Origin of the sequence: Thermoleptolyngbya sp. PKUAC-SCTB121, from assembly GCF_016919485.1 — a bacterium.
In the GTDB taxonomy this organism is placed as follows: domain Bacteria; phylum Cyanobacteriota; class Cyanobacteriia; order Elainellales; family Elainellaceae; genus Thermoleptolyngbya; species Thermoleptolyngbya sichuanensis.
Window position 1 is genome coordinate 4922931 of record NZ_CP070366.1, and the last position, 26997, is coordinate 4949927.

The 26997-nt window shown below is 52.9% G+C and carries 26 protein-coding genes, 1 pseudogene and 1 riboswitch; of the genes and pseudogenes, 15 read left to right on the top strand and 12 right to left on the bottom strand.

Annotated elements, in window-relative coordinates:
* Nucleotides 1–221: 221 nt before the first annotated feature.
* From JTM80_RS20065 to JTM80_RS20075, 3 genes are all read left to right on the top strand, one after another.
* Nucleotides 222–908 carry a transposase gene (locus JTM80_RS20065; protein ID WP_205370169.1) on the top strand — a complete coding sequence of 229 codons (687 nt, stop codon included), beginning with the start codon at nucleotides 222–224 and terminating at the stop codon, nucleotides 906–908.
* A gap of 59 nt (nucleotides 909–967) precedes the next feature.
* Nucleotides 968–2028 (top strand): ISKra4 family transposase gene (locus JTM80_RS20070; RefSeq protein ID WP_205370170.1). Its coding sequence is split into 2 segments (ribosomal slippage): nucleotides 968–1124 and nucleotides 1124–2028, totalling 1062 coding nucleotides; the frame shifts between segments, so codons are not numbered across the junction.
* Nucleotides 2029–2044: 16 nt separating this feature from the next.
* Complete coding sequence (locus tag JTM80_RS20075) at nucleotides 2045–2395, top strand: transposase (protein WP_205370171.1); 351 nt, start codon at nucleotides 2045–2047, stop codon at nucleotides 2393–2395.
* 273 nt (nucleotides 2396–2668) lie between these two features.
* Here JTM80_RS20075 and JTM80_RS20080 read toward each other — a convergent pair whose 3' ends face one another.
* The 6 genes from JTM80_RS20080 to JTM80_RS20105 all read right to left on the bottom strand — a co-directional run bounded on the left by JTM80_RS20080 (nucleotide 2669) and on the right by JTM80_RS20105 (nucleotide 9810).
* Nucleotides 2669–3460: an alpha/beta fold hydrolase gene (locus JTM80_RS20080; protein ID WP_172356643.1), complete on the bottom strand. Its 792-nt coding sequence runs from the start codon at nucleotides 3458–3460 to the stop codon at nucleotides 2669–2671.
* 389 nt (nucleotides 3461–3849) lie between these two features.
* Entirely contained in the window at nucleotides 3850–4362 is a 513-nt protein-coding gene (gene fldA, locus JTM80_RS20085) for a flavodoxin FldA (protein WP_172356641.1), read from the bottom strand.
* A gap of 187 nt (nucleotides 4363–4549) precedes the next feature.
* Nucleotides 4550–5578, bottom strand: coding sequence for a chlorophyll a/b binding light-harvesting protein (locus tag JTM80_RS20090; protein WP_205370172.1), 1029 nt, complete (start codon nucleotides 5576–5578; stop codon nucleotides 4550–4552).
* A 203-nt stretch (nucleotides 5579–5781) separates the two neighbouring features.
* Complete coding sequence (locus JTM80_RS20095; protein ID WP_172356637.1) at nucleotides 5782–6792, bottom strand: hypothetical protein; 1011 nt, start codon at nucleotides 6790–6792, stop codon at nucleotides 5782–5784.
* A 413-nt stretch (nucleotides 6793–7205) separates the two neighbouring features.
* Nucleotides 7206–7754 carry a universal stress protein gene (locus JTM80_RS20100; RefSeq protein WP_172356635.1) on the bottom strand — a complete coding sequence of 183 codons (549 nt, stop codon included), beginning with the start codon at nucleotides 7752–7754 and terminating at the stop codon, nucleotides 7206–7208.
* Nucleotides 7755–7932: 178 nt separating this feature from the next.
* A complete protein-coding gene (locus JTM80_RS20105; protein ID WP_205370173.1) occupies nucleotides 7933–9810 on the bottom strand; it encodes a Calx-beta domain-containing protein in 1878 nt (625 codons plus the stop codon).
* Nucleotides 9811–10436: 626 nt separating this feature from the next.
* On the opposite strand from JTM80_RS20105, the gene JTM80_RS20110 reads away from it, so the two are divergent.
* Nucleotides 10437–11411 carry a transposase gene (locus tag JTM80_RS20110; RefSeq protein ID WP_205371237.1) on the top strand — a complete coding sequence of 325 codons (975 nt, stop codon included), beginning with the start codon at nucleotides 10437–10439 and terminating at the stop codon, nucleotides 11409–11411.
* A gap of 42 nt (nucleotides 11412–11453) precedes the next feature.
* Nucleotides 11454–11669: pseudogene (locus tag JTM80_RS20115) on the top strand (hypothetical protein); the annotation flags it as partial.
* 23 nt (nucleotides 11670–11692) lie between these two features.
* On the opposite strand, the gene JTM80_RS20120 reads toward JTM80_RS20115, so the two are convergent.
* Nucleotides 11693–12019, bottom strand: coding sequence for a hypothetical protein (locus tag JTM80_RS20120; RefSeq protein ID WP_205370175.1), 327 nt, complete (start codon nucleotides 12017–12019; stop codon nucleotides 11693–11695).
* 237 nt (nucleotides 12020–12256) lie between these two features.
* Here JTM80_RS20120 and JTM80_RS20125 point away from each other — a divergent pair, with 237 nt between their 5' ends.
* The 6 genes from JTM80_RS20125 to JTM80_RS20150 all read left to right on the top strand — a co-directional run bounded on the left by JTM80_RS20125 (nucleotide 12257) and on the right by JTM80_RS20150 (nucleotide 17239).
* Nucleotides 12257–13018, top strand: a complete 762-nt coding sequence (locus JTM80_RS20125) for a DUF4058 family protein (protein ID WP_205370176.1) — start codon at nucleotides 12257–12259, stop codon at nucleotides 13016–13018.
* Between the two features lie 22 nt (nucleotides 13019–13040).
* A complete protein-coding gene (locus JTM80_RS20130) occupies nucleotides 13041–14054 on the top strand; it encodes a threo-3-hydroxy-L-aspartate ammonia-lyase (protein ID WP_172356629.1) in 1014 nt (337 codons plus the stop codon).
* A gap of 121 nt (nucleotides 14055–14175) precedes the next feature.
* A complete protein-coding gene (locus JTM80_RS20135) occupies nucleotides 14176–14775 on the top strand; it encodes a DUF1517 domain-containing protein (RefSeq protein WP_172358953.1) in 600 nt (199 codons plus the stop codon).
* A 219-nt stretch (nucleotides 14776–14994) separates the two neighbouring features.
* On the top strand, nucleotides 14995–15891 hold the full coding sequence (locus JTM80_RS20140; protein WP_205370179.1) for a hypothetical protein: 897 nt from the start codon (nucleotides 14995–14997) through the stop codon (nucleotides 15889–15891).
* Nucleotides 15892–16280: 389 nt separating this feature from the next.
* Entirely contained in the window at nucleotides 16281–16844 is a 564-nt protein-coding gene (locus JTM80_RS20145; RefSeq protein ID WP_172356627.1) for a hypothetical protein, read from the top strand.
* Complete coding sequence (locus JTM80_RS20150; RefSeq protein ID WP_172356625.1) at nucleotides 16835–17239, top strand: carboxypeptidase-like regulatory domain-containing protein; 405 nt, start codon at nucleotides 16835–16837, stop codon at nucleotides 17237–17239. The genes JTM80_RS20145 and JTM80_RS20150 overlap by 10 nt, the downstream gene beginning before the upstream one ends.
* A 69-nt stretch (nucleotides 17240–17308) precedes the next feature.
* Here JTM80_RS20150 and JTM80_RS20155 read toward each other — a convergent pair whose 3' ends face one another.
* Complete coding sequence (locus JTM80_RS20155; RefSeq protein ID WP_172356623.1) at nucleotides 17309–18544, bottom strand: LL-diaminopimelate aminotransferase; 1236 nt, start codon at nucleotides 18542–18544, stop codon at nucleotides 17309–17311.
* A 131-nt stretch (nucleotides 18545–18675) separates the two neighbouring features.
* Between JTM80_RS20155 and JTM80_RS20160 the strand changes: the two genes are divergently transcribed.
* The 4 genes from JTM80_RS20160 to JTM80_RS20175 all read left to right on the top strand — a co-directional run bounded on the left by JTM80_RS20160 (nucleotide 18676) and on the right by JTM80_RS20175 (nucleotide 22110).
* Nucleotides 18676–19479: a DNA adenine methylase gene (locus JTM80_RS20160; protein WP_172356621.1), complete on the top strand. Its 804-nt coding sequence runs from the start codon at nucleotides 18676–18678 to the stop codon at nucleotides 19477–19479.
* Nucleotides 19480–19611: 132 nt separating this feature from the next.
* Nucleotides 19612–20349, top strand: coding sequence for a hypothetical protein (locus JTM80_RS20165; protein ID WP_172356619.1), 738 nt, complete (start codon nucleotides 19612–19614; stop codon nucleotides 20347–20349).
* A 237-nt stretch (nucleotides 20350–20586) separates the two neighbouring features.
* Nucleotides 20587–20688, top strand: a riboswitch (Glutamine riboswitch).
* A gap of 34 nt (nucleotides 20689–20722) precedes the next feature.
* Nucleotides 20723–21130, top strand: coding sequence for a DUF4278 domain-containing protein (locus tag JTM80_RS20170; protein WP_172356617.1), 408 nt, complete (start codon nucleotides 20723–20725; stop codon nucleotides 21128–21130).
* A gap of 389 nt (nucleotides 21131–21519) precedes the next feature.
* On the top strand, nucleotides 21520–22110 hold the full coding sequence (locus JTM80_RS20175; RefSeq protein WP_172356615.1) for a hypothetical protein: 591 nt from the start codon (nucleotides 21520–21522) through the stop codon (nucleotides 22108–22110).
* Nucleotides 22111–22182: 72 nt separating this feature from the next.
* On the opposite strand, the gene JTM80_RS20180 is transcribed toward JTM80_RS20175, so the two are convergent.
* From JTM80_RS20180 to JTM80_RS20195, 4 genes are all read right to left on the bottom strand, one after another.
* Complete coding sequence (locus JTM80_RS20180; protein ID WP_172356613.1) at nucleotides 22183–23151, bottom strand: YsnF/AvaK domain-containing protein; 969 nt, start codon at nucleotides 23149–23151, stop codon at nucleotides 22183–22185.
* A 121-nt stretch (nucleotides 23152–23272) separates the two neighbouring features.
* A protein-coding gene (locus JTM80_RS20185) for an ISKra4 family transposase (RefSeq protein ID WP_205370027.1) occupies nucleotides 23273–24336 on the bottom strand; the annotation gives its coding sequence in 2 pieces (ribosomal slippage) (nucleotides 23273–24180 and nucleotides 24180–24336; 1065 coding nt in all).
* 160 nt (nucleotides 24337–24496) lie between these two features.
* Entirely contained in the window at nucleotides 24497–25630 is a 1134-nt protein-coding gene (locus JTM80_RS20190) for a YsnF/AvaK domain-containing protein (RefSeq protein ID WP_205370180.1), read from the bottom strand.
* A gap of 140 nt (nucleotides 25631–25770) precedes the next feature.
* Nucleotides 25771–26834 (bottom strand): ISKra4 family transposase gene (locus JTM80_RS20195; RefSeq protein WP_205369519.1). Its coding sequence is split into 2 segments (ribosomal slippage): nucleotides 25771–26678 and nucleotides 26678–26834, totalling 1065 coding nucleotides; the frame shifts between segments, so codons are not numbered across the junction.
* Nucleotides 26835–26997 lie beyond the last annotated feature (163 nt).

A 26997-nucleotide genomic window follows, 5' to 3' on the forward strand; every position in this document is an offset into this window, starting at 1 on the left:
ACCGACCCAATCGATTCGACATTTGGTTAATCAGATGTCTAATCAGATTAGCGCCTTGAAGGATTGCAGGCTGTGGCATTGTCTTGAGTTCATAATCCGTGCAGCCGATTGCTAATTCCGACAGCGCCCGACAGGGATGCACCCAGAAGTGTTGAAAGATAGCTCAACATACAAAAAATGGGGGCAGAATATTGTATTCTAGCCCCCAGCAAACAAAAACAATGTTTAAGATGCTAGTGTCATTTCCTGCGCTTGTCAAACCGATACTCAAGCAGTTGTGCCCACATAACTATCCTGTTTTGAACTCTCGCTTATTCTTTGAAATCTGGTTGACCTTCGTTTTAGACCAGGGTTTAACGAGCATGAGAAGCCTGTTTTATCGTCTCAACAAAGCAGGAATCAAGGTTGATATTTCCACCTTTTCTAAAGCCTGCAAGACTCGACAGGATGAACACTTTTGTCGCATCTACGCTGAGCTCATAAGACAGCTAAAACAAAAAAATCCAGCGACAGCACAGATGCTGTTTCCCATTGATTCAACGGTCATCACATTGACAAGCAAGTTGTTCTGGATGCAAGGCTATCATCAAGTCAAATTGCTTAATGGAGTCAACTTAACGCAAGGTAATCCCAGTGAATGCCTGATTCATTTTGGTCAAGGACATGACGCAAAATTTGCTGACAGAGTGACAGGAATGATTCCTGAAGATGCCATCGGCGTCATGGATAGAGGCTTTGCCAGTTGGGATTTCCTTGGCCAATTAAGCCAGGATCAGACTCGCTTTGTTGTCCGCCTTAAGAACACGATGAAGACCGAGTTTGAGCATGAGCGATATCGAGTGGTTTGGTTTTGTGACTTAGAGAGCCAAAGGGTGCATCCCAGTTATGCAATGAGTAGAAGTGCTTAGTGCAGATTAAGGGCAGACGCCGTAGGCTCAGAGCAGTTGCTCTAAGGATAGTTGAAGCGATGGATGCCACCAAGGAAGCCCAAATCAAAGCCCATGCACTGGCGTTAGCGGAGTTGCTTTACGACGAGACAGACCCTGAACAAGTCAAAACATTGGCCGGGATCGAAGTCGCCGTTCGTGACCACCTACTGGAGTATGTGGGGCCTGAGATCGGAAATTTTTTATCTGCACAAGCAGCGGCACAAGCTCTGGGCGAAAGCGGCACATCCAGAGTATCGTCGGACGCTTAAGTCTGAGTCAGCGCCAGAGCCAGCGGCTTAAGGTCAAGGCCCGCACCCAGTGGAGTCCTCAGGTTGAGACGTGCTGCTTGCTGCTGAGTGCCAACGAAGCCTATGCGCGAGCTGCCGACGATATCGCTGTGCTCACCGGGGTGTGCGTGTCAGGGAGTACCCAGCAACGGCTGGTGCATCGTCAAGACCTAGAGCCACCAGCGGTGGACGGCGGGGTTAAGGAAATGAGCTTAGACGGGGGCAAAGTCCGTCTGCGGACTCCTCAGGGGCAGCCCTGCCAGTGGCGCGATTACAAGGGGGTAAACCTGCATCAGTGCAGCATTAGCGCCTTCTACAAAGACAACGACAGCTTGGTCAACTGGCTCAACCAGCAGCCCTTAGCGCATCCCCTCGTTTGTCTTGGGGATGGTCACGACGGCATCTGGAACCTGTTTTCACAGATCGGGCATCGCAGCGAGCGCCTTGAGATCTTGGACTGGTACCACCTGATGGAGAATTTGGGTAACGTGGGTGGGTCTCAACAGCGTCTTGATGCCGTCGAAGCCTGCTTGTGGCAAGGGGATGTGGATGGGGCGGTTAGGCTATTCGACGACTGGTCCCATGAGCGGGTAGACCAGTTTATCGGCTATCTGGCTAAGCATCGGCTCCGTATCGTTAACTACAGCTACTACCAAGCTGAGGGGATTTCAATTGGCTCGGGTGCCGTGGAGTCGACTATCAAGCAAATTGGTAGGCGGGTGAAAATTTCAGGCGCTCAGTGGAAGGAAGACAACGTTCCACAAGTCCTTCGCCATCGCTGCGCTTATCTCAATGGTCAATTCTCATCCTGAGTCTTGTAAGACTGGGATGCACCCGAGCCAAACGGAGTTTCGGCTGGCGACCAATGTAGAACTGATGACGAATGAAGAGATTAGTGAAGTCTATCGCCATCGGTGGCAGATAGAAGTGCTGTGGAAGTTTCTAAAGATGCACTTGAAGCTAGATAAACTAATCTCTAAGAGTGTCAATGGAGTCACCATTCAAATCTACATGGTGTTGATTGCCTATCTGATTCTGCAATTGATAGAAATTCCAGAGTTTTATGGTCATCAATTACTAGATAAGTTGCGCTATTTGCAACTTGAATTGAGTCGTCGTTGTTCGATTGTCCATTGGAGCTACGATCTGCTGCCAGAGACACTCGTAGGAGCTTCGTAGGGTTGAATGTAAAGTTTTATGTCTCAATTCAACACTTCTGGGATGCACCGCACATTTCAAGTGATACTCCCCAGTAAAGTAAGCACAGCGGCTGCACGGAACCTGATGCAGTCGCCTGAGTCGCGCTATCCCGTCCTGAATTGCAAAACAAACGGACAGACAAAAGCAGACCGTGACCAGCCAAATTCCAAGAATACAGAGAGGATTCATTTGAGAACGATGTTGGTAAGCATAGCTGTAAGGAGTGAGGTACTCATGACTGAAGGTTTCACTCTAGCCCGCAGACGCAATCTCGAATGCAGGGTGTTGGACAGGCAGACGCGAGAAGGATTGCCAAAAGTCTAGAATTTGCTCAGCCGTGGACTGGGGAAAGTGATAGTGAAAGAAATAGCGCCCACCCGGACATTGCCACAGGCGATCGCCCGGTGGAGTCCAGCCTGTTTCATCTTTTGGGAAGAAGCCTTCGTCTTTGAGCCAGGGTCGCCAGCCGTCCAGTGCGTTGGGGTCGATGATTGCGTCTTCTGAGCCACCGCAGACCAGCAGCGGCACGGGCACTCCGCCAGGAAACAAGCTTGCCCGCCGATATAGCGTGTGGGGCGACAGTGAGTTGTCCAGGTCTTTTTCCAAAAGCTGAATCAAGTTTTGCGTGACTGGCCAGGACTGTCGCCCAAACAGGGTGGGCACCATTTGCGCCAGCACCGTTTCGCGGCTACAGGGCAGCAGAGCAAAGCGGCTGTAGTAGTGCGCCTGCCAGTCTACCAGCGGGTATACGCCGACGGAGAGCAGGGTGAGCGATCGCACTCGTTCGGGATGCCGCCGCGCATAGAGCAGGGCCAGTGCGCCGCTGATGCCGTGCCCCAGCAGATGCACCGGGCGATCGCCCTGCTTGAGATAGTCGTGCAGTAGCACCAGCGCTGCTGCCATCGACACGGCTTCGTCCTGGGTCTGGCAATATTGCCAGTGGGCGATCGCCCCATGTTGCGCCAGATGCTTTAGCAGCGGGCGATCGAATTTTTGCAGCGCAGGGCTGACGTTGAGCCACAGTGCATCGGGCGATGAAGACATACAGAATTCCTTGCAAGATAAACACGAATGGAGCCGCTAGATGAGAATTTAAGTCAATTAGACTTTTAGCCTCATCTGGCATTCCTCATCTGGCATTTGAGTTGCAAGGCATTGGGCAGAGGGGGAGTCGGGAGGATGCTAAACGCCAAATCCCAATCCCAATCCTAATGCCTGCTACGCTACGAAAAACGGCTTTTAGGAAATCTTGAAAAGCCTTGCACTCTTAGAGGATGTTTGAAAAGTCCTACTGTTTGTAGCAAAGCGTGCAAGATCCCCCTAAATCCCCCTTAAAAAGGGGGACTTTAAGGCGGTTTCCCCCCTTAACAAGGGGGGCTAGGGGGGATCTCTGAGTGCTTAACATTACAGGCGATACCTTTTCAAACACCCTCTTACACCCCAAATTCCCGCTTGAGCTGAGCAACCCAGGTCTTTACACGCTCGTCCGTCAGGTCAGACTGATTATCTTCGTCGATCGCCAGTCCTACAAACTTGCCATTGCGTACCGCTTTCGATTCGTTGAAGTCATAGCCATCGACTGGCCAGTAGCCGACCGTTGTGCCTCCCAGCGACGAAATCTTTTCCTCTAAAATGCCCATCGCATCCTGAAAGTTGTCTGCATAGCCGACCTGATCGCCCGCGCCAAAGTACGCAACCTTCTTGCCAGAAAAGGCGATCGCATCTAGCTCGTCATAGAATCCTTCCCAATCGCTTTGCAGTTCGCCAATGTTCCACGTCGGACAGCCCACAATCACACACTCATACGCTTCAAAATCCTCAGGGCTGGCATCGGCAATGTCGATCAGTTCCACTACGCCATCTCCGCCAAATTCCTTTTGAATTTGTTCTGCAATGGTTTGCGTGTTGCCCGTCTGCGTTCCAAAAAATAGCCCAATCTTCGCCATAGTTTCTCCGACTTCTATCCATTGAACGTTCTAAAGAAAAGTGTTCTCATCTCTCAATGGATCGTTGGAGCCATAGACACTCATGATCACATTCCGCTAAGTGTTTGGCAATCTTGCAAACTGCCTGCATTTTTGCCTGCACTTTAGCTTACAGTTCAAGTCTATAGTCCAAGCCTGTGCTGCAAGCCTACACCTCAATCGTATTCAGCGCCCGTTCCACACGGCGAAAATCGAAGCCCATTGCCCGCAGCGCATGCCACAGGTGACCCTGCAAAAAGAAAAACGCCAGGAAGAAATGAGCATTTGCCAGCCAACAGCGCGAGGTGTGCGCCCCCATTGGAAGCTCAACGGTATCTGCGAAATAGGGCGCAACACCGAGCTTGACCTCTAGCGGCGGCCCGTAGAACTCGACGGAATAGGCCAGCGTATTGACCGCACAGAAGTAGGCAGCGACGAAGCCGGCCAGCGCAATGCCGCCCAGCGAGTAGGATAAGATCGCTTCTCCGGAGAACGTTAGCACCTTCTTGGCCCAGTCCAGTGGCGGCACCAGGATATGCCAGATTCCGCCCCCAATTAGCATCAGACCCACATAGATATGCCCGCCGACCAAATCTTCCAGATTATTGACGCTGGCGAAATGGGTCTGGTAGCCATAAATCACAGCGGGGTCGAGGGTTGGGTTTGTCACCAAGCGCACCGTTTGCGTGGCTGCGTCATACAGTCCGCCCCAATACATCGCCTTGGCAACCAGCAGCAGCGCTCCTGCACCCAAAAACAGCAGGTGATGTCCGAGAATCATCCCAAGTTGTTTGGGATTATCCCAGCTAAAGTCGAAGAGGCGGGCGCGACCCGACGCAGCGGATAAATCTTCGGGGGCGCGGAAGGTATGGAACAGCGCTCCTGCACCCAAAACGGCTGACGAAATGAGATGCACGGCCCCTACTACAAAGTAAGGATAGGTATCAACCACTTCGCCGCCGCTGCCAATGCCCAAACCGAGCGTGGCCAGGTGTGGCAGCAGGATCAGTCCCTGTTCCCCCATTGAGCGCGTTGGGTCAAACCAGGAAATTTCAAACAGGGTGAAAGCACCGGTCCAAAAGGTAATGAGTGCAGCCTGGGCCACATGGGCTGCGATAAACAATCCAGAGAGATTGGCAAAGCGGGCATTGCCGGCCCACCAGTCATATTTCACATCGGGATTATCGTAGGTTTGCATAAAGACAACTGTCCTCACATGTTAGGAACTGCAAGTCATCGAGGATTAATGAGAAATATCCTCAGTAAGAAGCCTACCCCACAAATCGGAATAGTTCTCAATAGCAGTCCATAAAGTTTTGTATCAATCGTCGCAGCAGTCACAAAAAAGAGGGCGATCGCCCTCCCTAACCCAGACTTTGTTTCTGCGTGGCCCAGTGCGTTCTACACGCGCCGCCGCACCAGATAAAAGCAACTGCTGTAGGCTTTGCCCTGCTGCATCGACCAGTTGCCCGTAAACGGCGTAACGCTGCTGTCGTCTGCGGCCCGCACCAGCACGCTGTATTGCCCAGGCTTGAGGGTATAGGTTCCCTCTGCTCCTTTTTCGGGGCAGGATCGGGGAGGCGTGCTGTATACCTGACAGTCGCGGCAGGGCGGCAATTCGGCAAACTGCGGTTCTGGCCCGCTAAAGACAATGCGTAATACATTGGGCGAGTCGTTGCGAATTTTTACCACACTGCTGCTGTTGCCGGAAGACCCCAGGGGTTGCGGCGGCGGAATCTTGCCTGCGCCTGTTTCATTGGCTTGGGCAACCAGCGTGCGGGCGATCGCCGCTTCAGCATCTCGCGCTTCGGCGGCGTTGGGATAGTCGTTCAGCACGCTGCCGTAGTGCTGTATCGCGCCCGCGTAATCTTTTTGCGCCTCATCCTTTTTGCCACAGGCGAAGTGGAGCGCTGGGGCTTGGGTTGCGGGGTCAACTATGAGGTTTTGGTTCATCAGCGCCGTCATGCTGGAACAGACTTTTTCATCGGCCAGCGCGTCGGGACTATGCTGCTGAAACAGCGTCCTGGTCTGCTGTTGGACAGTTTCGAGGAGGGCAGTGTCGGGGTTGAATGTCAAAAACTGGCTGTAGCTGACCAGCGTGGCGCTGGGGCCAGCCGCTGCTTGATCCGTGCCAATTTTCAAAAATTGTTCGCATTCGCCGCGCAGTGGGATGGCGCGAGTCACGTATTTTTTGGCGTTGAGGTCTTGCAGGCGAGTAAATTGGGCGATCGCCGTTGGGCAGTCGCCTGTCTGGTAGGCGGACTCGCCCTTGCGGTAAATTCCAGAGTTTCGCAGTTCTGGATAAACCACGCCGCCCAGCAGCGCTAGCACACCGACCAGACCCACCCAGAGCAGGGGGCGCTGGCGACGCGGAGACGCAGCAGGCGTAGCAGGTGCAGTACGATGGCTCATGGTTGGCTCCCGTTAGACAAGGAAGGGGGTTACGCCAATTCCTATTGCCCACGCTGCTGCACCTATGTATTAACGTGAGAGGACGTTTGAAAAGTCCTACTGTTTGTAGCAAAGCGTGCAAGATCCCCCTAAATCCCCCTTAAAAAGGGGGACTTTAAGGCGGTTTTCCCCCTTTTCAAGGGGGGCTAGGGGGGATCTCTGAGTGCTTGACATTACAGGCGATACCTTTTCAAACACCCTCTGAGGTATTAACGTGAGTTCGAGGGTAGAAACGTTTCAAAGAAATGCTGAGGCTGGACTTGAAGTTGAAACAGCCCAGCCATGACTTTCATCGTATCGCGCCTCGATTCCATCCAAATCTTCTATGACCTTGAGGATTCCTGCCAAGCGTCTGAGTCGAACTCATGTTCTATCTAAGACAAGGGCGCGGTCTTCGCCAAATCGGTCTGCGCCACGTCGGACTGTAGGGCAGTCGAGGGCGTGGGTGTCGTTTGCAACACCAACACCGCACAGGGGGCATGGTGCAACACATAGTTGCTGACGCTGCCCAGGAGGGCTTCCGCCAAGCCGCTGCGGCCGCGCCGACCCAGCAGCACCAAATCCGCATTCCACTCTTTCGCCAAGTCGCAAATGCCGCGTCCCGCATCGGTGCAGCGATAGCTGAATCGGGTAGACACACCCTGGGCGATCGCCCCTTGACACAGATCATTCAGCCAGTCGCGCACCTCTTGGGTTTGCCGATCCAGGTAGTTTTGCTGCGCCTCATAAGCTTGGGTCACCAGTTGCGGAGCTAGCCCCATTTCGCCTGGCAGCAGCATCGGGCCCAAGATCAAATCAGGGTTCAATGCGTGATACAGCATTAGCTCAGCGTTTTGCGTTTTCGCCAGCTCTAGCGCCTGTTCATAAATCGATTGCCCCAGTGGAGATTGATCGAGTGCCGCCAAAATCTTCTTGAATGTCATAACGGTGTCTCCCTACCAAATTGCAGCGAAGAGGGAATTTAACGAGGGTCATCAGCAGAGGACGCGACGGAGTTAATGCGTATTTCTGCTTACCTACAAGCTATCGCATTTTGCGTGGGTCATCTCAGGTTTGCAACAGGACTTTACGAGCTTGGGAGGTGGGAACGCAGGATGCAGGCTAAATTGCAGGCAGGCGGATCGAGACAAAATCGGCTTTGGTGATTTGGGCTTTGGCGATGCCGGGGAGGATGGCGAGGAGGTCGTTGCCGAGGCTGATGCGAGTGCTGACGCTGGAGCCGCTGCCCTGCTGCACGATTTTCAGCCGGGGAAAGCGAAGTCCGGGGGTGAGTCCGAGGCGATCGCCCCCATCCTGAAAATCCAGAACGCGGATCGACCCCGGCCCCCGCTCTAGCGCAAACACATCGCGCCCTTGGTTGCCGCGCAGCGTGTCGTTGCCCGCGCCGCCAAACAGCGTGTCGTTGCCGCGCCCGCCCGTGAGGGTGTCATTTGCGCCCAGTCCCAAAATCGTGTCGTTGCCGTTCAGTCCGGCGATCGCATCTTTCTGCGGCGTGCCAATCAGCAGATCATTTCCATTCGTTGCGCCTGCATCTTGGATGGTAACGGTTGCTAAATTTACATTCCCAATCAGCGTATCCAGTGTTCCTGCAAAGGGGTTATTTACGGGGGAAAGAGATAGCAGAATTGTTTCATCTCCTTCTACAAATGCATCCCTCAGAATGGGAATTTCAATCGTCTTCTGGGATTCGCCAATGCCGAACGTGATCGTCTGCGGAAATGGGGCAGCGCCGAAATCTACATCGGGAGTTGCTGTTCCACCGGCGATCGCCACGCTGACCTGAGACAATCCCGCCAGCGTTCCGGTGCGATTCAGCGTGATAGTCGCAACGCCTGCGGTTTCGTTAATCAGCAGCGTGCTTTGGGCAAACTGCACGCTGGGCGCTAGCGGCAGGGGGTTGCTGGGCGCTGGGCGGCGGCGCGTGTCGTCAAAGGTGACGATGTACGTGTGGTTGAAATTGCTGAGACTTGAGCCATCACCGCTGCTGAGATCGGCTAGCTTAATCTGCTCGGTGGGGCCAGAGCCATCGGGATCGAAAAACAAGGATGCGGAAGAATCACCAAAGCTACTTAAGGTAAGAATGAAGCGATGGTTGGCTGTAGTTGCGTTGCTGCCAATGACAAACTGGCTGGATAAAATAGCGCTGTTGACAGTCAGCCCAACGTTGCGAAAGCTAGACGATTCTGCGGTTCCTATGTAAATACCAACTGTATCGTCTGCCAGGCTGAAGTCACGAATAAAATCGTCATCATTAAATCCAGGACGATAGGTGTAGAAATCGAAGCGATCGCGCCCATCTCCGCCTTCTAAACTGTCTTTTCCAGGGCCACCCGATAAGTAATCATCCCCTGCATCACCAAATAACTTGTCGTTATCAGCTCCGCCAAAAATAACATCGTTGCCGTTACCCCCGCTTAAAACATCTTGTTCGTCTGTAAAAGGGTTTTCAGAATCAGGGTTATCCAAGCCAGGGTCAGGATTGTCGCCGTAGATTAGATCATCGCCCTCCATCCCATCAATTGTGTCCCAGCCTCCCTCGCCATAAAGCGTATCGTTGCCTGTACCACCATTTAGATAGTCACCTGCTGGGCGGGTATAGCTGGAATTTTGAATATCTGTAATTCGGCTATTGCTGCCCCGCAGCAAGTCATTACCAGCTTCACCGTAGAGCATGTCGTCGCCATTGCCACCTACTAGCCAATCGTCACCCTCTTCGCCCCGCACGGTATCATCGCTAGCGCCTGTGTCAATTGTGTCGCTACCTGCACCCGCATAAATCACATTGATGCCGCTAGTGTTGCCAATGCCGCTGCCGGGAACGGTGTTATTTTCTGCTCCAAGCTGAATAGGCAACGGGCTTTGAGCATCTTCGATGATAATGATGATTTCCTTGAAGCGTCCACCAGGAATGAGGCGAGGCGTGTTGAATGGGCGACTAGCACCATCAACTAAAAATGTTTTTGACAGGTAATCTGCCAATTGTTCTGGTTGAGGATAGGAAAATCGATAAGGGTCTGTGAAAACATCACCAGCGATTGCATTCCATGCAGAAGTGTTGAAAGATAGCTCAACATACAAAAAATGGGGGCAGAATATTGTATTCTAGCCCCCAGCAAACAAAAACAATGTTTAAGATGCTAGTGTCATTTCCTGCGCTTGTCAAACCGATACTCAAGCAGTTGTGCCCACATAACTATCCTGTTTTGAACTCTCGCTTATTCTTTGAAATCTGGTTGACCTTCGTTTTAGACCAGGGTTTAACGAGCATGAGAAGCCTGTTTTATCGTCTCAACAAAGCAGGAATCAAGGTTGATATTTCCACCTTTTCTAAAGCCTGCAAGACTCGACAGGATGAACACTTTTGTCGCATCTACGCTGAGCTCATAAGACAGCTAAAACAAAAAAATCCAGCGACAGCACAGATGCTGTTTCCCATTGATTCAACGGTCATCACATTGACAAGCAAGTTGTTCTGGATGCAAGGCTATCATCAAGTCAAATTGCTTAATGGAGTCAACCAGAAGTGTTGAAAGATAGCTCAACATACAAAAAATGGGGGCAGAATATTGTATTCTAGCCCCCAGCAAACAAAAACAATGTTTAAGATGCTAGTGTCATTTCCTGCGCTTGTCAAACCGATACTCAAGCAGTTGTGCCCACATAACTATCCTGTTTTGAACTCTCGCTTATTCTTTGAAATCTGGTTGACCTTCGTTTTAGACCAGGGTTTAACGAGCATGAGAAGCCTGTTTTATCGTCTCAACAAAGCAGGAATCAAGGTTGATATTTCCACCTTTTCTAAAGCCTGCAAGACTCGACAGGATGAACACTTTTGTCGCATCTACGCTGAGCTCATAAGACAGCTAAAACAAAAAAATCCAGCGACAGCACAGATGCTGTTTCCCATTGATTCAACGGTCATCACATTGACAAGCAAGTTGTTCTGGATGCAAGGCTATCATCAAGTCAAATTGCTTAATGGAGTCAACTTAACGCAAGGTAATCCCAGTGAATGCCTGATTCATTTTGGTCAAGGACATGACGCAAAATTTGCTGACAGAGTGACAGGAATGATTCCTGAAGATGCCATCGGCGTCATGGATAGAGGCTTTGCCAGTTGGGATTTCCTTGACCAATTAAGCCAGGATCAGACTCGCTTTGTTGTCCGCCTTAAGAACACGATGAAGACCGAGTTTGAGCATGAGCGATATCGAGTGGTTTGGTTTTGTGACTTAGAGAGCCAAACGGAGTTTCGGCTGGCGACCAATGTAGAACTGATGACGAATGAAGAGATTAGTGAAGTCTATCGCCATCGGTGGCAGATAGAAGTGCTGTGGAAGTTTCTAAAGATGCACTTGAAGCTAGATAAACTAATCTCTAAGAGTGTCAATGGAGTCACCATTCAAATCTACATGGTGTTGATTGCCTATCTGATTCTGCAATTGATAGAAATTCCAGAGTTTTATGGTCATCAATTACTAGATAAGTTGCGCTATTTGCAACTTGAATTGAGTCGTCGTTGTTCGATTGTCCATTGGAGCTACGATCTGCTGCCAGAGACACTCGTAGGAGCTTCGTAGGGTTGAATGTAAAGTTTTATGTCTCAATTCAACACTTCTGTAGATAAACTAATCTCTAAGAGTGTCAATGGAGTCACCATTCAAATCTACATGGTGTTGATTGCCTATCTGATTCTGCAATTGATAGAAATTCCAGAGTTTTATGGTCATCAATTACTAGATAAGTTGCGCTATTTGCAACTTGAATTGAGTCGTCGTTGTTCGATTGTCCATTGGAGCTACGATCTGCTGCCAGAGACACTCGTAGGAGCTTCGTAGGGTTGAATGTAAAGTTTTATGTCTCAATTCAACACTTCTGCATTCCATGATTCTTTCAAGATATAAGTTTCCTGAGTAAAACCGACTGTATCTGCTGGATCGAGCGATAGGGTAATCGTGTTAAATCCGTCTGTATCGTTGCCAATGCCGTCATTGTTGACATACAGCGGCAGAAAAAGCTGAGATCGTCCCTGCAAATCCGCGTTAAAAGATAGCGGCTCGATGGGGCTAAATGTTTCGCCTTCTGGCAGTTCCCAAACGGGTAAATAGTCGTCTACGTCCCAGTCCACGCCGTCACCATAGGGTGAGGAGTAGTTAACACCTTTTCCCTTGCCCTTCTTTTTTGCCATTGCAAGTTGTCTCCAGAAGCAATTCTCGAATATTCTCCAGGAAAAACTTGCATAATTCAGGAATTGATCGAAAAGTCTGAAGATTCTTGCAAGCTCTCGTCAAATTCACGCTTTTAGCGATCTGGAGTGCCGTTATGATCGAAAAAATGACTGGGCTGTGATTTGAATGATTGATTTGGATAGTTAATTCGGATAGTTGATTCGGATGCTTTAGCCATGCCGTCGCCTTTTCCTGGAATGGACCCCTATCTTGAAGGCTATCTCTGGTCAGATGTACACAACGCCCTTGCCAACAAAATTCGGCAAATGCTCGTGCCGCTGCTGCGCCCTCGCTACACAGCGCGACTGGAAGTGTACCTGGTCGAAGATACGTCGCCAGAGAGTGAAATCGGCATTTTGTATCCTGATGTAGAAGTGCTTCAGGTGCAGCCGACTGAGGCGAGTCGCCAAACAGGCCGAGCGTCCCAAGGCGCAACGGCAACCACGCCTGCCCTCCTAACCCTGCCGCTGCTTCTACCCGTCGAAGTTCGCATTCCAACCATCGAGATTCGCGATACGGCTCAGAATCGGTTGATTAGCTGCATTGAAATTCTGTCTCCGGTCAATAAGCGAGAACCTGGATTGAGCGAATATCGCCGCAAGCGGCAACGGCTCTATCAAGCCAATGTGCATTTGATTGAGATCGATTTGCTACGGCGAGGCGCTCGTCCGTATAATCATCCGCGCTTGCCTGCGGTGCCTTATCTGGTAACGCTGACTCGCGCCCATTCTGGATTAGTGGAGGTTTGGGCGATCGCCCTTGCGGATGAGCTACCCACTCTTCCAGTGCCGCTGCAAGCGCCCGATGAGGCGGTGCCACTTGATTTGGGGGCAGCTTTGAGGGCTATCTACGACGAGGCCGCCTATGACTTGTCGATTGACTACCGGCAGCCACCGCCGCCCCCCGCGCTCTCTGAACTGGACATGGAATGGCTACGGTCACAAATTGAAAAGGCTTAGAAAAAATCGGGTGGACATCGCAATGGCACTTGCTGCTTCAACTTCCAATCAGGTCAACGAGTTGCCCGTGTCCTACGCCGATGTGGCAGCGGCGGCAGAACGGCTGGCCGGCGTAGCCCACCGCACGCCCGTCATGACCAGCCGCACGGTGAACGATCGCACGGGCTGCGAGGTGTTTTTCAAATGCGAGAACTTGCAGCGGATGGGCGCGTTCAAGTTTCGCGGGGCGTATAACGCGCTGTCGCAGCTTGCGCCCGAAGAGAAACAGCGGGGCGTGCTGACCTACTCATCGGGAAACCATGCCCAGGCGATCGCCCTCTCTGGCAAGCTGCTGGACATTCCCACCACCATCGTCATGCCCGCCGATGCGCCCCAGGTAAAGCAGGATGCCACGCGGGGCTATGGCGCAAAGGTGGTGCTGTATGACCGCGCCGAAGCCGTGCGCGAACAAGTGGCCCAGCAAATCGCCCAGGAGCGCGGCGCAGTGGTGATTCCGCCCTACAACCATCCGCACGTCATCGCCGGCCAGGGCACGGCGGCAAAGGAACTGATCGAAGAGGTGGGCGAGCTGGATTACCTGCTGGTGTGCTGTGGGGGCGGCGGGCTGCTGTCGGGCTGTGCGATCGCCGCCCACACGCTTTCCCCAAGTTGCCGGGTGATTGGCGTGGAACCCGCAGCCGGAGACGACGCGACCCGCTCGTTTCATACCAAAACGCTGCAAACCGTGCAAAATCCCAACACGATCGCCGACGGCGCACGCACCCCCGCGCTGGGTAGCCTCACCTTTCCCCTGGTGCTGCACTACGTTCACGACATGGTGGCCGTGCCCGACGACGCGCTACTGCGGACGCTGTTTTTCCTGTGGGAGCGGATGAAGCTGGTGATCGAGCCGACGGGAGCGCTGGCTGCCACAGCCCTGCTCGAAGGCTACTTGCCCCAGGTTACCGGGCGCGTCGGTGTGCTGATCAGCGGCGGCAACGTAGACCTTCGGCAAATTGGGGCGCTGATGGCGGAAATCCTCCCTGCTGATAGGTGAGGAAACAGGAAGCCAGATGACAAAATATGAATGGGGTAGCCATCTTGCTGCTTAACCCAACCCCAGATCCAAAACCCCAAAACTCAAAATCCAAAATCCAAAAATCTAGATTCCTATGCCCCTGCGCGATCGCTTTCAACAACTCAGCGGCAAAACGCGGTTTGTCGTGTGTCGTATTTTTCTGCACTTAGCCGGCCGCGAGGTTGCGCCACTGCTGGGCGTGCTGAACCAGGCTGGACAGCGGGCGATCGCCGCCGAGGGTGACCTAGACGTGCTGGGGGAAGAACTCGTCACCCTCTGCGACCACCTGCTAGAGTACGAACCGTACTGGCAGTCTGCCGCAAACGAAGGCGATGTTTTCTGGGACGAGGGCGAAGCGGGCGACTACGTGACGGAACTCTTTACCGACTCGGCCCAGCGCTATGGCAGCGGTGCAGAACTGCTGGACTCGGACACCGAGGATGCAGAAACGCCGCTGATTCTGCCCATTACTCAAAACTTGGTGGTAATGATCACCGTCGCCTATGAAGGCGAAGTGCCTACCCTGGAAACCGACCTAACCAACGCCAGCGCCCTGCGAATGGGTCTAAAGTCTATCATCAACCTGCATCACAACGAAAAGCTGCGGGCGATTCAGGTGCATTTTTCCCCGGCGCAACTGGGCGACGAACTCACCTACGACGAGCTATTGCAGCATTACCCCGAACTTGTTCCCCTGTAGACTTCTAGCCTGTTTACCGAGCCTGTTTGCCGAGCCTGTTTCCTGTGACGCTGTGACGGACTGCGCTTGGTTCAGGTCTTGCGTCTGGTTTAGATTAGAGTCAGGGCCGATTTTTGCCGATTTTTTATTGAGCGTTCAGCCCGGTTCACTTGTTTTATCAAACCCTTGTCAACCCCAACGCCTGATAAGTTCCCTTCTTTGTTTCACCCATTGATTCTCATGATGCAGTTTTCTGTGCTTCGCAAGCTGGTTGCCCTCACGGCAGCCTTTACGCTCGCCTTCACTACGCTGGCCTGCTCGTCCTCTCTGGGAGATTCGGGGGCGATCGCCCCTGCCGATCAGCCCATAGTTGCCGCTGCGCCGTCCCAAGCGACGCTGCCCGATGGCAAGTATCCTGTGCAGCAAGCCAGCTACAACGACCTAGAAGGCGACTATACGCTGATGCTGCTGAATACGCCGCCAGGAACCTCTTCAGTGTTCCAATCTGCCGACCTGCCGATGGCGCGGCTGACGGATGAAGAAATCAGCGCTGGCGAAAAGAGCTACCTTAAGGTCGAAAACGGGCAGCCCTCGCTGCACCTGACGGAAGACTTTCGGATTGAGTATGTCCACAACGTCACCGAAACCCAGGTGAATCCGCAGACTGGGCGGCAGGAAGTGGTCGTGGTGCGCCAGGAGCCGAGCTTCTGGTCGCCCTTTGCTGGAGCGCTGGCAGGTCAAGCCCTGGGTAGCCTGCTGTTTACGCCGCATTACTACTTCCCGCCTGCCTATGTCCCTGGTCGCGTGATGACGGGCTACGGCGGCTATGGTCGCACCTACGGGCAAGCGGTTGAGCGCTATCAGGCGCAAAACAAGACCGTGCCCAATGCGGTGCGTAATCGCCAGCTTCGCACGTCGGGGCAACTGCGAGTGCCCACTACGGCCCGCCCGGCGACCGCTCGACCCAAGACGACGGTGAATCGTCCCAGCGGCTCTGGGTTTGGCTCCACCAACCTGCGCCCGAATACGGCTCCCCGCCCGAAGACTACGGTGCGCCCCGGCGGTGGCTTTGGCAGCGTCCGTCCGCGTCCGTCCTTTGGTGGCGGAATGCGGGGCGGTGGGTTCCGTCGTCGCTAGGCTAAGCAAACAGTTTTGATTGGATATAAAACCAGAGGGGACGATCGCTCCCTCTTTTTTTTGGAATCAATGGGATTTTTTGGAATTACTGGGAGCAGCAAGCTGCTGGCCATTTTCCCGAGGGGCGCGACGAGTAAAATTGCCGGAAGCCCCGAAGACGCTTGACTGGCACTCCAGAATCGCCATTCCAGAACACCATTCCAGAACACTATTCCAGAATCGCCAATCCAAAATCACCAATCCAAAATCGCAAATCGACATTATCCCCATCCTCAGCAGGGGCATCGCAAATTTAACGCAAACTCGGTAGTCTATGCCTTAATTCGACGGGACTACCTGTCGTCCCAAAGATAATCGTCCCAGTGATAGTTGTGAGGAAATGGGTGTTTATGCGATCGCTCGATTTACCAAAACTTTCAGTTGCAATCCTGACGGCCCTGGCTTGTCTGAGTGGGCACAGCGGATTGGCAAACGAACCCGTAGCGGTTGTTTCTCCAAATTCCAGCGTTCCGTTTTTGGGCGTGAATGGCGTGTTCACACTGGATACAGCCGTGCCCTCTTCGCTGAATGACCCTAGAAATCCGGGGCGCATCGTCTTTAACCAGATGGAGCAATTTTCCTTCTATCGGGATCTGGCGGGCGAAAATGCGATCGCCGAGAATTGTCAGTATGCCTATCGCGGCGCCGCGCCTGACCCGTTCTACTATCCCCGCTTTCAGTCGTCGATTTGGGATTTGTTTGAGCTAGTGTCCGAAGATGCGGCTTGTAGTGGCTTCAAGTATGTGGCGCTCCGCGCTCCCCACGGCGACCCAATCCACATGCATGTGCGCTATGGCGGGGTGAATTCCAGTTTTGAAGAGTTGCTGGGACACAGCACGGGCGAAGCAGATACCAATCAGCTTGATCCGTGGTGGAGCTTGTATTGTGCAGAAGGAGTGACCGCATGCGACTAGAAGGCAGGGTCAAGCAGTATCTAGGGCGATCGCTCGGCCTGATCTTGCTGCTGGGCACGTTAGCCGTTCCAGCCCTGGCCCACGAAGTCGGCTTAAGGGCCATCGTGCAGGCGCGGGGTGTGCGGGGGGAGAGCATTACCTACAGCGAATCTACGCTGCCCCAAAATGCTCAGATAGTCTCGGTGGAAATCATCGCCGACTATAGCACCGGGGAACCGATGGCAGGCGCACAGGTGTTGATCTTTGCGCCGGGGAATCCCAGTGTGCCCTGGCAACGGGGGACGAGCGATCGCCAGGGTCGCTACAGGTTCACGCCGGATTTATCCAGACGCGGCCGCTGGACAATCCGAGTAGAAGATGCCGGTCACAGCAGCTTCATAAACCTAATGATTTAGCACCAGATGATTTAGCACAGAGGGCGGCGGGCGATCGCGCAGATCGTCGCCGCCACTGGATTGCAGAGTTCAGCTTTTGAACTTTTCCACAATTCGGCGCATCGCTTTGTTTACGTTCTCGCGGCTATTGAAGGCGGAAATGCGGAAGTAGCCCTCGCCTGCCGCACCAAAGCCGGAACCCGGCGTGCCGACGACGTTGCAGGTGTGCAGCAACTTGTCAAAGAAATCCCAGCTTGACAAACCGTGGGGCGTTTTTACCCAGACGTAGGGCGCGTTTACGCCGCCGTGAACCTGAATTCCAGCATTTGTCAACTGTTCCCGAATAATGCGGGCGTTTTCCATATAAAAGTCGATCAGAGCGCGGGTCTGAGCCTTACCTTCGGGCGAGTAGACCGCCTCTGCGCCGCGCTGTACGATGTAGGACACGCCGTTGAACTTGGTGGACTGGCGACGGTTCCACAGTCCCCATAGCTCTACGTCGGAGCCGTCAGCCGCTTTGCCCTTGAGAGATTTAGGAACGACGGTGAGGGCGCAGCGAGTGCCCGTAAAGCCTGCATTTTTGGAAAAGGAGCGAAACTCAATGGCACACTCCCTCGCCCCTTCGATTTCATAAATGGAATGCGGCAGCGAAGGATCGGTGATAAAGGCTTCGTAGGCCGCGTCAAACAGGATGATCGAGCCGTGGGCGCGGGCGTAGTTTACCCAGTCGGTCAGGTGTTCTTTGGTCGCCGTTGCGCCTGTGGGGTTGTTGGGGAAGCAAAGGTAGATCAGGTCTACTTTTTGGCTGGGGATCTCGGCGGTGAAGTCGTTCTCGGCGCTGATGGGTAAGTACACTAGTCCGTCGTATTCGCCGCGCTCGTTGGCATCGCCCGTGTGCCCTGCCATAACGTTGGTATCGACGTAAACCGGATACACGGGGTCGGTAACGGCGATGGTGTTGTTGTTGCCAAAGATGTCCAAAATATTGCCACAGTCGCACTTGGAGCCATCGGAGACAAAGATTTCGTCGGCGCTGATGTCGCAGCCACGCGATTGAAAATCATGGGTGGCGATCGCCTCTCGCAGCCAGCTATACCCTTGCTCTGGCCCATAGCCCTTGAACGTCGCGCGATCGCCCATGTCTTCTACGGCTTTGATCATTGCCGTGCGGCAGGCTTCGGGCAGCGGTTCGGTCACGTCGCCAATGCCCAGCCGGATGATCGGCGCGTCGGGATTCGCCGCCGCAAAGGCATTCACCCGCCGCCCAATTTCCGGAAACAGGTAGCCTGCCTTAAGCTTCAAATAGTTGTCATTGATGGTCACCATAGTTTCTTGCGCCTAGTCTTGCGTCTGGGTAATCGTCTCAATAATTTAAGCCTCAATCCAGCTTACGGCAAACCTTGGTGCGCTAACCTGTGCTAAGGGAATTTTTGCGGAAGGGAAGTGGGCGGAGAGGCATGATTAAGAGTCCGTTGCGGTATCCAGGTGGCAAGTCGAGGGCGATAGCCCAGATTTTGCCGCTGCTGCCGGAGCGCATTGCCGAATTTCGAGAGCCGTTTGTCGGCGGTGGCTCCGTGTTTCTGGCAGCTCAGCAGCAGTTGCGTGAAGCTCCTCGCCTATTCTGGATCAACGACCTGAATCGCGACCTCGTTTGCTTCTGGAAAACTGCCCGCGATCAGAACGAGGCACTGGTCGAAAAAGTATCCTGGCTGCGTTCCAGTTTTCCAACCGGACGTGAACTGTACGCATTCCTGCTGGATGAACAAAACAGTTCTACGGATTTTGATCGTGCCGTTCGCTTTTTCGTGATGAACCGCATCACGTTTTCGGGCGTGATGGATTCTGGCGGCTATTCGCAGCAAGCCTACGAGCGGCGCTTTACCGAGTCGGCGATCGCCCGCCTTGCCAGACTTCCTGCCTTACTTTCAGGCGTACAGATTACGCATGGCGACTATGCAGAACTGCTGCAAAAGCCTGGCGAAGACGTGTTTATCTTCCTCGATCCGCCCTACTTATCTGCCACGCACTCTAAGCTATACGGAGTGAAAGGCAACTTGCACACGGCCTTTGACCATGCGCGATTTGCCGCCGCGATGCAGCGCTGCCCCCATCGCTGGCTGATTACCTACGACGACTCGCCAGAGGTGCGGCAGTTGTTTCGGTTTGCAACCATTGTGGAATGGGAGTTGCAATACGGCATGAATAACTACAAGCAGGCGATCGCCGCTAGGGGTAAGGAGTTGTTTATCAAAAATTACTGAACTAAACCTAAAAAATCACTCCAAAAATCACTCCACTGAGCGATAGGCAAACTATCCGGACGGAGCATCAGCCTACAGCAATAGATCTATTACCATTACCATAGTCGCAGATTGGCGAAAGGCTGGAGTTCCATGTTCACATCCCTGGTTCGTAAATCCCGGACACGCTTTGCGATAGCATCTACCTTACTTGCCGCAGCGCTGCTGGCGGGATGTGGTTCTGCACCCTGGCTGTCCTCTGCGCCCTTAGAGTCGCCCGCAGAGTCGCCCAGTCCCTCTGAACCCAGTGGCGGGGCGATCGCCCAGTCTCCCGCTGCCACGCTGGACACCACGATCGTTCCTGGCGAACGCTTTGGCCCCGTAACGAAAAACACGACCCGCCAGGATCTGGCTGCACAGTTTGGCGAAGCCAACCTAGAAGATAAAGAAATTGTCATGGGCGAAGGCGAAACCGAACTGGGAACCGTCGTAAACCTTGGCCCAGAACGTTCTTTCACCATCATTTGGGGCAACCCAGAACGCACCGAAGCCGCTGCTGTGATGAACCCTGGCCCGACTTGGCAAACGCCAGAAGGAATTGGGGTGGGAACCTCGTTTGCAGAGCTACAGCAAAAGCTGGGCCCCTTCAAGTTCTACGGATTTGATTGGGACTATGGCGGCACAGTTCTGCTAGAGGGAACCGAACTGCGGGACTACTATGGGCTATTGGTGATGCGCCTACACATGGATGATGCAGCCCGCACCCAGTCCGCTTCCGACTATCAGGCGCTGATTGGCGATGAACTGTTTGAGTCCAGCAATCCCCACGCCCAAAAGCTAAACCTGACAGTCGGCGAATTACTGGTTTCTTTGCGCGAAACGAATAACTAAGTGGGTGGACATTAATAAACATAAAATTCAAAGACCCTGCGCCGCCCGCGCAGCGGGCGGCGCAGGGTTCAGGATCTGTTTTTTAATCTGGTCTATCTACTTAGTGCGCCTGAATCTGATGGAGTGATCGGCGTGGGCGATCGCCCAATCGGGTGATTTCTAGAAAACTCCGCCCAAATCAAGCCAGGAACCCTTGACAGATAAATTCAAAACAGTAACAATAGATACAGAAAATAAATCGTTCATCTCTTCCCGCTGTCAGCTTCAGCCAGCCTAATCGCTCGAAGCCTGATCGCTCAAAAGAGACGGAAGTAGGGAGCAATCCCGAAGGAACGCGCCTCACCCTTACCCTTCAAAAAGAGAGGCGAATCCTATGAAACTCACCTATCGTGGCGTAACCTACAACTACGATCCCCAACCCCTCAACCTGAACAACAGCCACCCAACCACTACTGAACTGAAGTTCCGGGGCAACGAATATCAGACCAATCAACCCGTTGCAACTGACGCGGTGGCAACTGACGCAGCCGCGACCGTTCCTGCTGCTGCTGCACCCGTAGCCCAGCCCGCAGCCTCCGTTTCCATCGAAGAGAGAGCGCGGGAGCTGATGATGAATCACCACAAACTGGTGAAGCGCCGCCAGCAAGCGATGCTGACCCGTTTGGCGGCCAACGTCGGGCTAGATGCCGGAACCACCAGCCAATACTGGGGACACATTCAAGGCAAGGTGCAGCCCGGCTTCTGGGACAGCTACGACCGCAGCCACGCCAGCATCAGCTAGGGTCATAACGGGTTCTCATCTGCTTCCCATCTCCGCTCCACCAGTTTCCCGAACATTTCCTAAAAGTTAGCTGGTTGCAGGCACTCCCATCGGGGGTGTCTTTTCTTATGCCGATTCCTTGGTATCGAATGAAATACGGTAAACACCGTCACAATTTGTAGATTTTTTTGTAGATTTTTGCAAAGTTCCGCAAATCCTCGCCGTGCTTCTGCTGCTAATTTTTTAGAAAAAATTAATCTTTAGCCTTAATAATGTGATCCAAACAACAATGATGGGCATAATGCTAGTTAACATACGGTTAACCCTCCTATATACAGCAGTGCCTTAGCCTAGGAAGACTGCATTTTGAAGGTCGTTCACCTGATAGTCCTGACTTAGCTGTTGCAACGATGAAGTATCAAGACTTTGGTCTGATTACCGTAGGACAACGCCACACCCGATCGCTAGATGCAGAGGGAGCCGAGTTTACCTGGCGTTCCGACTGGTTAGAACTGACCCTAACCTTTCGCAATCCCTCCCTGGCTGAGCAGTGGGTCGTCGAGTCTGGCGTTTTTGAGGTTGCTCTTAACGTCGTCGAACAAGTCCCCTTTCTCTGCTTTCGGATTTTCCAGGTTGACAAGTACGCCGGGCCCGGACGAACAAAGCCCGCAACCCTGGTTCTCCCCTGGCAGGAATGCCCATTTCACCTCTGTCAACTCCATCCAGAGCAACTGCCCAACTTTGACCCTGTCTTACACAATCCCAACTTTCAACTGCCCCTAGCAGTAGTGCTGACTGATTTGGAAACCAAGCGAGTGAGAGCCGTGCGGCAATTTGCCCTCGGTTCTTTTCTGTCTCGCTCCTTCGTGGAGGCTTTGCTAAAAACATTCCCTTACTACACTCACCTTTCCTATCCGAACGCCGTTGACCGCATCCTGGCAAAGCACCCGATAAACACGATTGGTGATAGCGCCCGGATTCGATGTCGTTCAGAGCAGTAGCGTGGCAGAAAGCACGAATCGTTGCACGACAATGCCGCACAACGATTCACTCTAGAGGAGACGTTTTAAGTTCTAGCGAGCGCTACGAACTTTTTCCCAGGCATAGTGAATTACCGCCTTGTTCTGATCCCAAGTGCCGGGGTTCTTCTCTTCCCAAATGCGGCGAGCGTCTTGCTCCACGGCAGACCACGGGCTGCTGCGGAAGGGTTCGCGGGTGGCCAGGCTATAGCCATAGTTAAAGGCCGGACGGAGTTCATCATACTGAACGCCCTTGTTGGACAGCTTCTCGTTGTAGAAAGCGCGGAAATCGGCATCATAGTCAACAAAAGGACGGGCTGCCGGGATTTCCTCGATCTCTACATCCTGACGGCGGAGGGTTTCCTTGATGGTTTCAATCTTCTCGGAAACTTCCTTACCCAGAACAATCTCTTCAACCACCCGAGCAGTTTTGCCAACTAGGGCGATCTCATCCATCTCCACCATCTCGAAGGAGCGCTCCTGGAACAAGTCAGGGCGAATTTCGACCTGGCGGTTCACGGGGCGACGGCTGACGCGCAGGGTCTCATCGCGCAGAGCCACATTCTGGGAGACTTCACGCTCGGTGACAACGGAATAAATCCGCATCCGGCCCCGCTCAACGGCGGTCTTGCCGACTTGCAGATCTTCTTCAATCACCTCCAGAACGTTCTCATCCCGTGCAGGATCGCTGAGGGTCAGGTTCGGGTTTACCTTCCTGAGTTCGGCAACGCGATCAGCAATCACAACCATGTTGAAATTGGACATGATTTCGGCTGCACGAGTAGCAGTACTGTCGGTCACGTTTGCAGTGATGATCGTGCCACCTTGACGGACCCCTTCCAAATACACTTCGGCATCGGAAGCGGGCAGATTTCTGCGAAGATTTTCCAGCTTGGGCACGTCATCTTCGTCGTCGTTGGTCAGAATGTCCAAGTCTGCCAAGGCAAATCCTTCATCGTGCAGAGCAGTATAAGCACGCATCCCTTCTTCGCGATCATCAAACAAACCAATAACAGTTTTCATGAATTCGTCCTTTCGTGACTAACGATATGGGGTCAAAACGTAACCGAATCCCCTGTTCTCGCTACAAGGGCTACCTTAGATAGGCTGGATAACAAGGAGCATCCCACTTTCGATGAAACAGTCAACTGGCGAGCTGTCCATTGAGGTAGGCACAGCGCAGACTCAACATGGCATTAACGGAGGCCGTATTCCAGCGAGCACCCGAAATTTGGAGGCGTCGCCCAATCTGTTTGACAGCCGATTCTACGGCTCCTGATCCAATAGAACAGAGTTGCTCAGCCTGGTAGAACCCATAATTCACGATGCGAGAGCGATGGGTGCTCAGATAGGCTTCAAAATTGCGGGCTTGCTTGCGCCGACAGTCGGCAAAGAGGGCCCTGGCGGCTTCCACTTGACCTTGCCATAACAGCATTTCCGCCGCTGCTAAGCGCTTGAGCGACCCACCGACTTTGTAGAGGTTTTCTTTGAGATGGTACCAATCGAGGATTTCCCAACGGGTCTCAACGGTGGTGAGTTGAGCAAACAGATTCCACACCCCAGCGTGACCATCGCCCAGACAGACCAGTGGGGAGAGCAAGCGTTGAGCGCTGAGATAATCAATCAAGCTGTCATTGTCTTGGAAGAAGGCGTTGTAATCAATCCCCTCCACCCGCACCGCTTTGTAGTCTCGCCACGGGCTATCGGACTCTAGCAGGTCACGCAGACGGACTTTGCCGCCATCAATGCTGACCTCACTGACGCCTTGTTTAGCCTCGGCAGACTCGAACGACTGACGCCCCACCAGACGTTGCTGGGTCGAGTGCCCGACCCGCATCCCGGTCAGGGCTACGATGTCATCCTCTGCATCTTGAAACGATTCGTTGGCACTTAAGCGTAGGTTGGCTTTCTCTAGGCCACCACTGAGACGGCTGTAAGCCTTTACGCCTAACCGTTCTGCCTGACTTTGACGAATCTCAAGGACCCCTACCAAACTCTTCAATCGGCGAACCCGGCCTCGGGCGGGGTAGGCTTTCTGGTTGACAAAAAAAGGGCAACTCGAGGGCTCACCTCCTCTAGCATTTGCCGTCGTACAGTCTGCTCGATGCCTTCTAGACTATCGAGCCCCTCTCGGTTGCTATTGCGATACAAAATCTCGGCGATCTCTGCTGTACAAGCTTCCAATCGCTTTTGGTCTTCAGGTGTCATGGTGAGTCATCCCTGGGGCTACCCTCCCATTCTCACCCTTCGCACTGTTTTCGCGAAAGTGGGATGCTCCCGGATAACACCTATCTCAACCGAGGAGAAAGCTCGTACTATCAATCTTTTGAAAAAACCTTCGCTCTCAAGGAAAAGCGTAGAGAACGAACTATTCGCTACTATCCTCAAAGCTGATCTGCTCAATATCTGCAACCTCATAGCGTAAAGTGATTGCCTGAGGAATATTCTCTGTGACTCGACGCTTTGAAATTCGCACCTCTTCTCGAAGCAAAAGCTGCTTTCTGCTCACCAATACTTCTTCCAAGATGGGGATAATTTGTACGCCGTTTTCTTCGCGGATTTGCGGTAGATCACCCTGAATGGACTGGTTTCGAGGAATATGCTCGATAATCAGTTCCTCACGCATCACAGGTGCTTCGACAATTTGCTCTACTGTGTCAAACCTGGTGCGTACCTGCACCTTGCTACGAGCGATCTGTTGAACCGTTAAAGCAGCCTCTTCGGCCATTATCGGTACGACAATCTCTTCCTCAGCAATCGCCTCACGATTAGAAACTCGATTGGGAGTTTGGGGCTGATTGGCTTGAAGCTGTGCGCTGGAAACAAAGGCTAGAGCTTCTTCAGAGGAATCAACAGGAGGCTCTGTGCGCTTTGATTCTGGCACAGCTACAGTGTTAGCTTCAGCTTCATAAAGGTCAAGTGAGGTAGATCTCAATTCTTTTTGCGCTGTTGCTGGCCCTAACTGAGCTTCTGGATTGATTGAGGCGCTGGTTTGAGAATCTATAGCAGCCTGAGTTTGGTTCGATAGCTCACTCTCAAAAGCGGTACGCTCAATATCAACGACACCACGTTGAACCGCTACGGCTTGCTTTGCATTTGCTGTAACAAGCTTTTTAGAGATATGCACTTCTTCTCGCAAAACGAGATGCTTTTCAGCTACCGCAACTTCCTCAAAAATGGGGATGATATGAACCCCATTTTCATGCCGCTCTGTGGGGATCTCTCCCTCAATTACTTGATTGCATGGAACACGTTCCACGACAACTTGCTCATGCACGATTGGGGCGTTGACTATTTCCTCACGACTTTCTACTCGCTTATTAACTCGAATCTTGCCTCGTTCAACCTGCTGCTTACTAACCGATACCTCTTCTTGAATGACCGAAAGCGCTTCCTGCTGAGCAGTCGAACTCTCTTGCTGGGTGTTAGAGGTGGGTTCAGGCGTTATAGAAGCTGAATCAGGCAAGTTAGCTGAATCAGGCAAGTTAGATGTTTCTTCCATGAGAGAGTTGATCGTAGAATTGCTGGCTTCGGGCTGCTTACTGGAGGGCGGATGAGCAGGATAAGGAGCCTCGGCAGGGGAGATGCTTTGCTGCACAGATTGCCGTTTAGATCAGGAGCATCCCACTTTCGATGAAACAGTCAACTGGCGAGCTGTCCATTGAGGTAGGCACAGCGCAGACTCAACATGGCATTAACGGAGGCCGTATTCCAGCGAGCACCCGAAATTTGGAGGCGTCGCCCAATCTGTTTGACAGCCGATTCTACGGCTCCTGATCCAATAGAACAGAGTTGCTCAGCCTGGTAGAACCCATAATTCACGATGCGAGAGCGATGGGTGCTCAGATAGGCTTCAAAATTGCGGGCTTGCTTGCGCCGACAGTCGGCAAAGAGGGCCCTGGCGGCTTCCACTTGACCTTGCCATAACAGCATTTCCGCCGCTGCTAAGCGCTTGAGCGACCCACCGACTTTGTAGAGGTTTTCTTTGAGATGGTACCAATCGAGGATTTCCCAACGGGTCTCAACGGTAGTGAGTTGAGCAAACAGATTCCACACCCCAGCGTGACCATCGCCCAGACAGACCTGTGGGGAGAGCAAGCGTTGAGCGCTGAGATAATCAATCAAGCTGTCATTGTCTTGGAAGAAGGCGTTGTAATAAATCCCCTCCACCCGCACCGCTTTGTAGTCTCGCCACGGGCTATCGGACTCTAGCAGGTCACGCAGACGGACTTTGCCGCCATCAATGCTGACCTCACTGACGCCTTGTTTAGCCTCGGCAGACTCGAACGACTGACGCCCCACCAGACGTTGCTGGGTCGAGTGCCCGACCCGCATCCCGGTCAGGGCTACGATGTCATCCTCTGCATCTTGAAACGATTCGTTGGCACTTAAGCGTAGGTTGGCTTTCTCTAGGCCACCACTGAGACGGCTGTAAGCCTTTACGCCTAACCGTTCTGCCTGACTTTGACGAATCTCAAGGACCCCTACCAAACTCTTCAATCGGCGAACCCGGCCTCGGGCGGGGTAGGCTTTCTGGTTGACAAAAAAAGGGCAACTCGAGGGCTCACCTCCTCTAGCATTTGCCGTCGTACAGTCTGCTCGATGCCTTCTAGACTATCGAGCCCCTCTCGGTTGCTATTGCGATACAAAATCTCGGCGATCTCTGCTGTACAAGTTTCCAATCGCTTTTGGTCTTCAGGTGTCATGGTGAGTCATCCCTGGGGCTACCCTCCCATTCTCACCCTTCGCACTGTTTTCGCGAAAGTGGGATGCTCCCTTTAGATCGCATCAAAATGAGCAGCAATAGCCCTAGAAAAGGCAACAGTAGCCACAGCCAAAAAGGGAAGCCGATTAGTGCCTGACTACTGG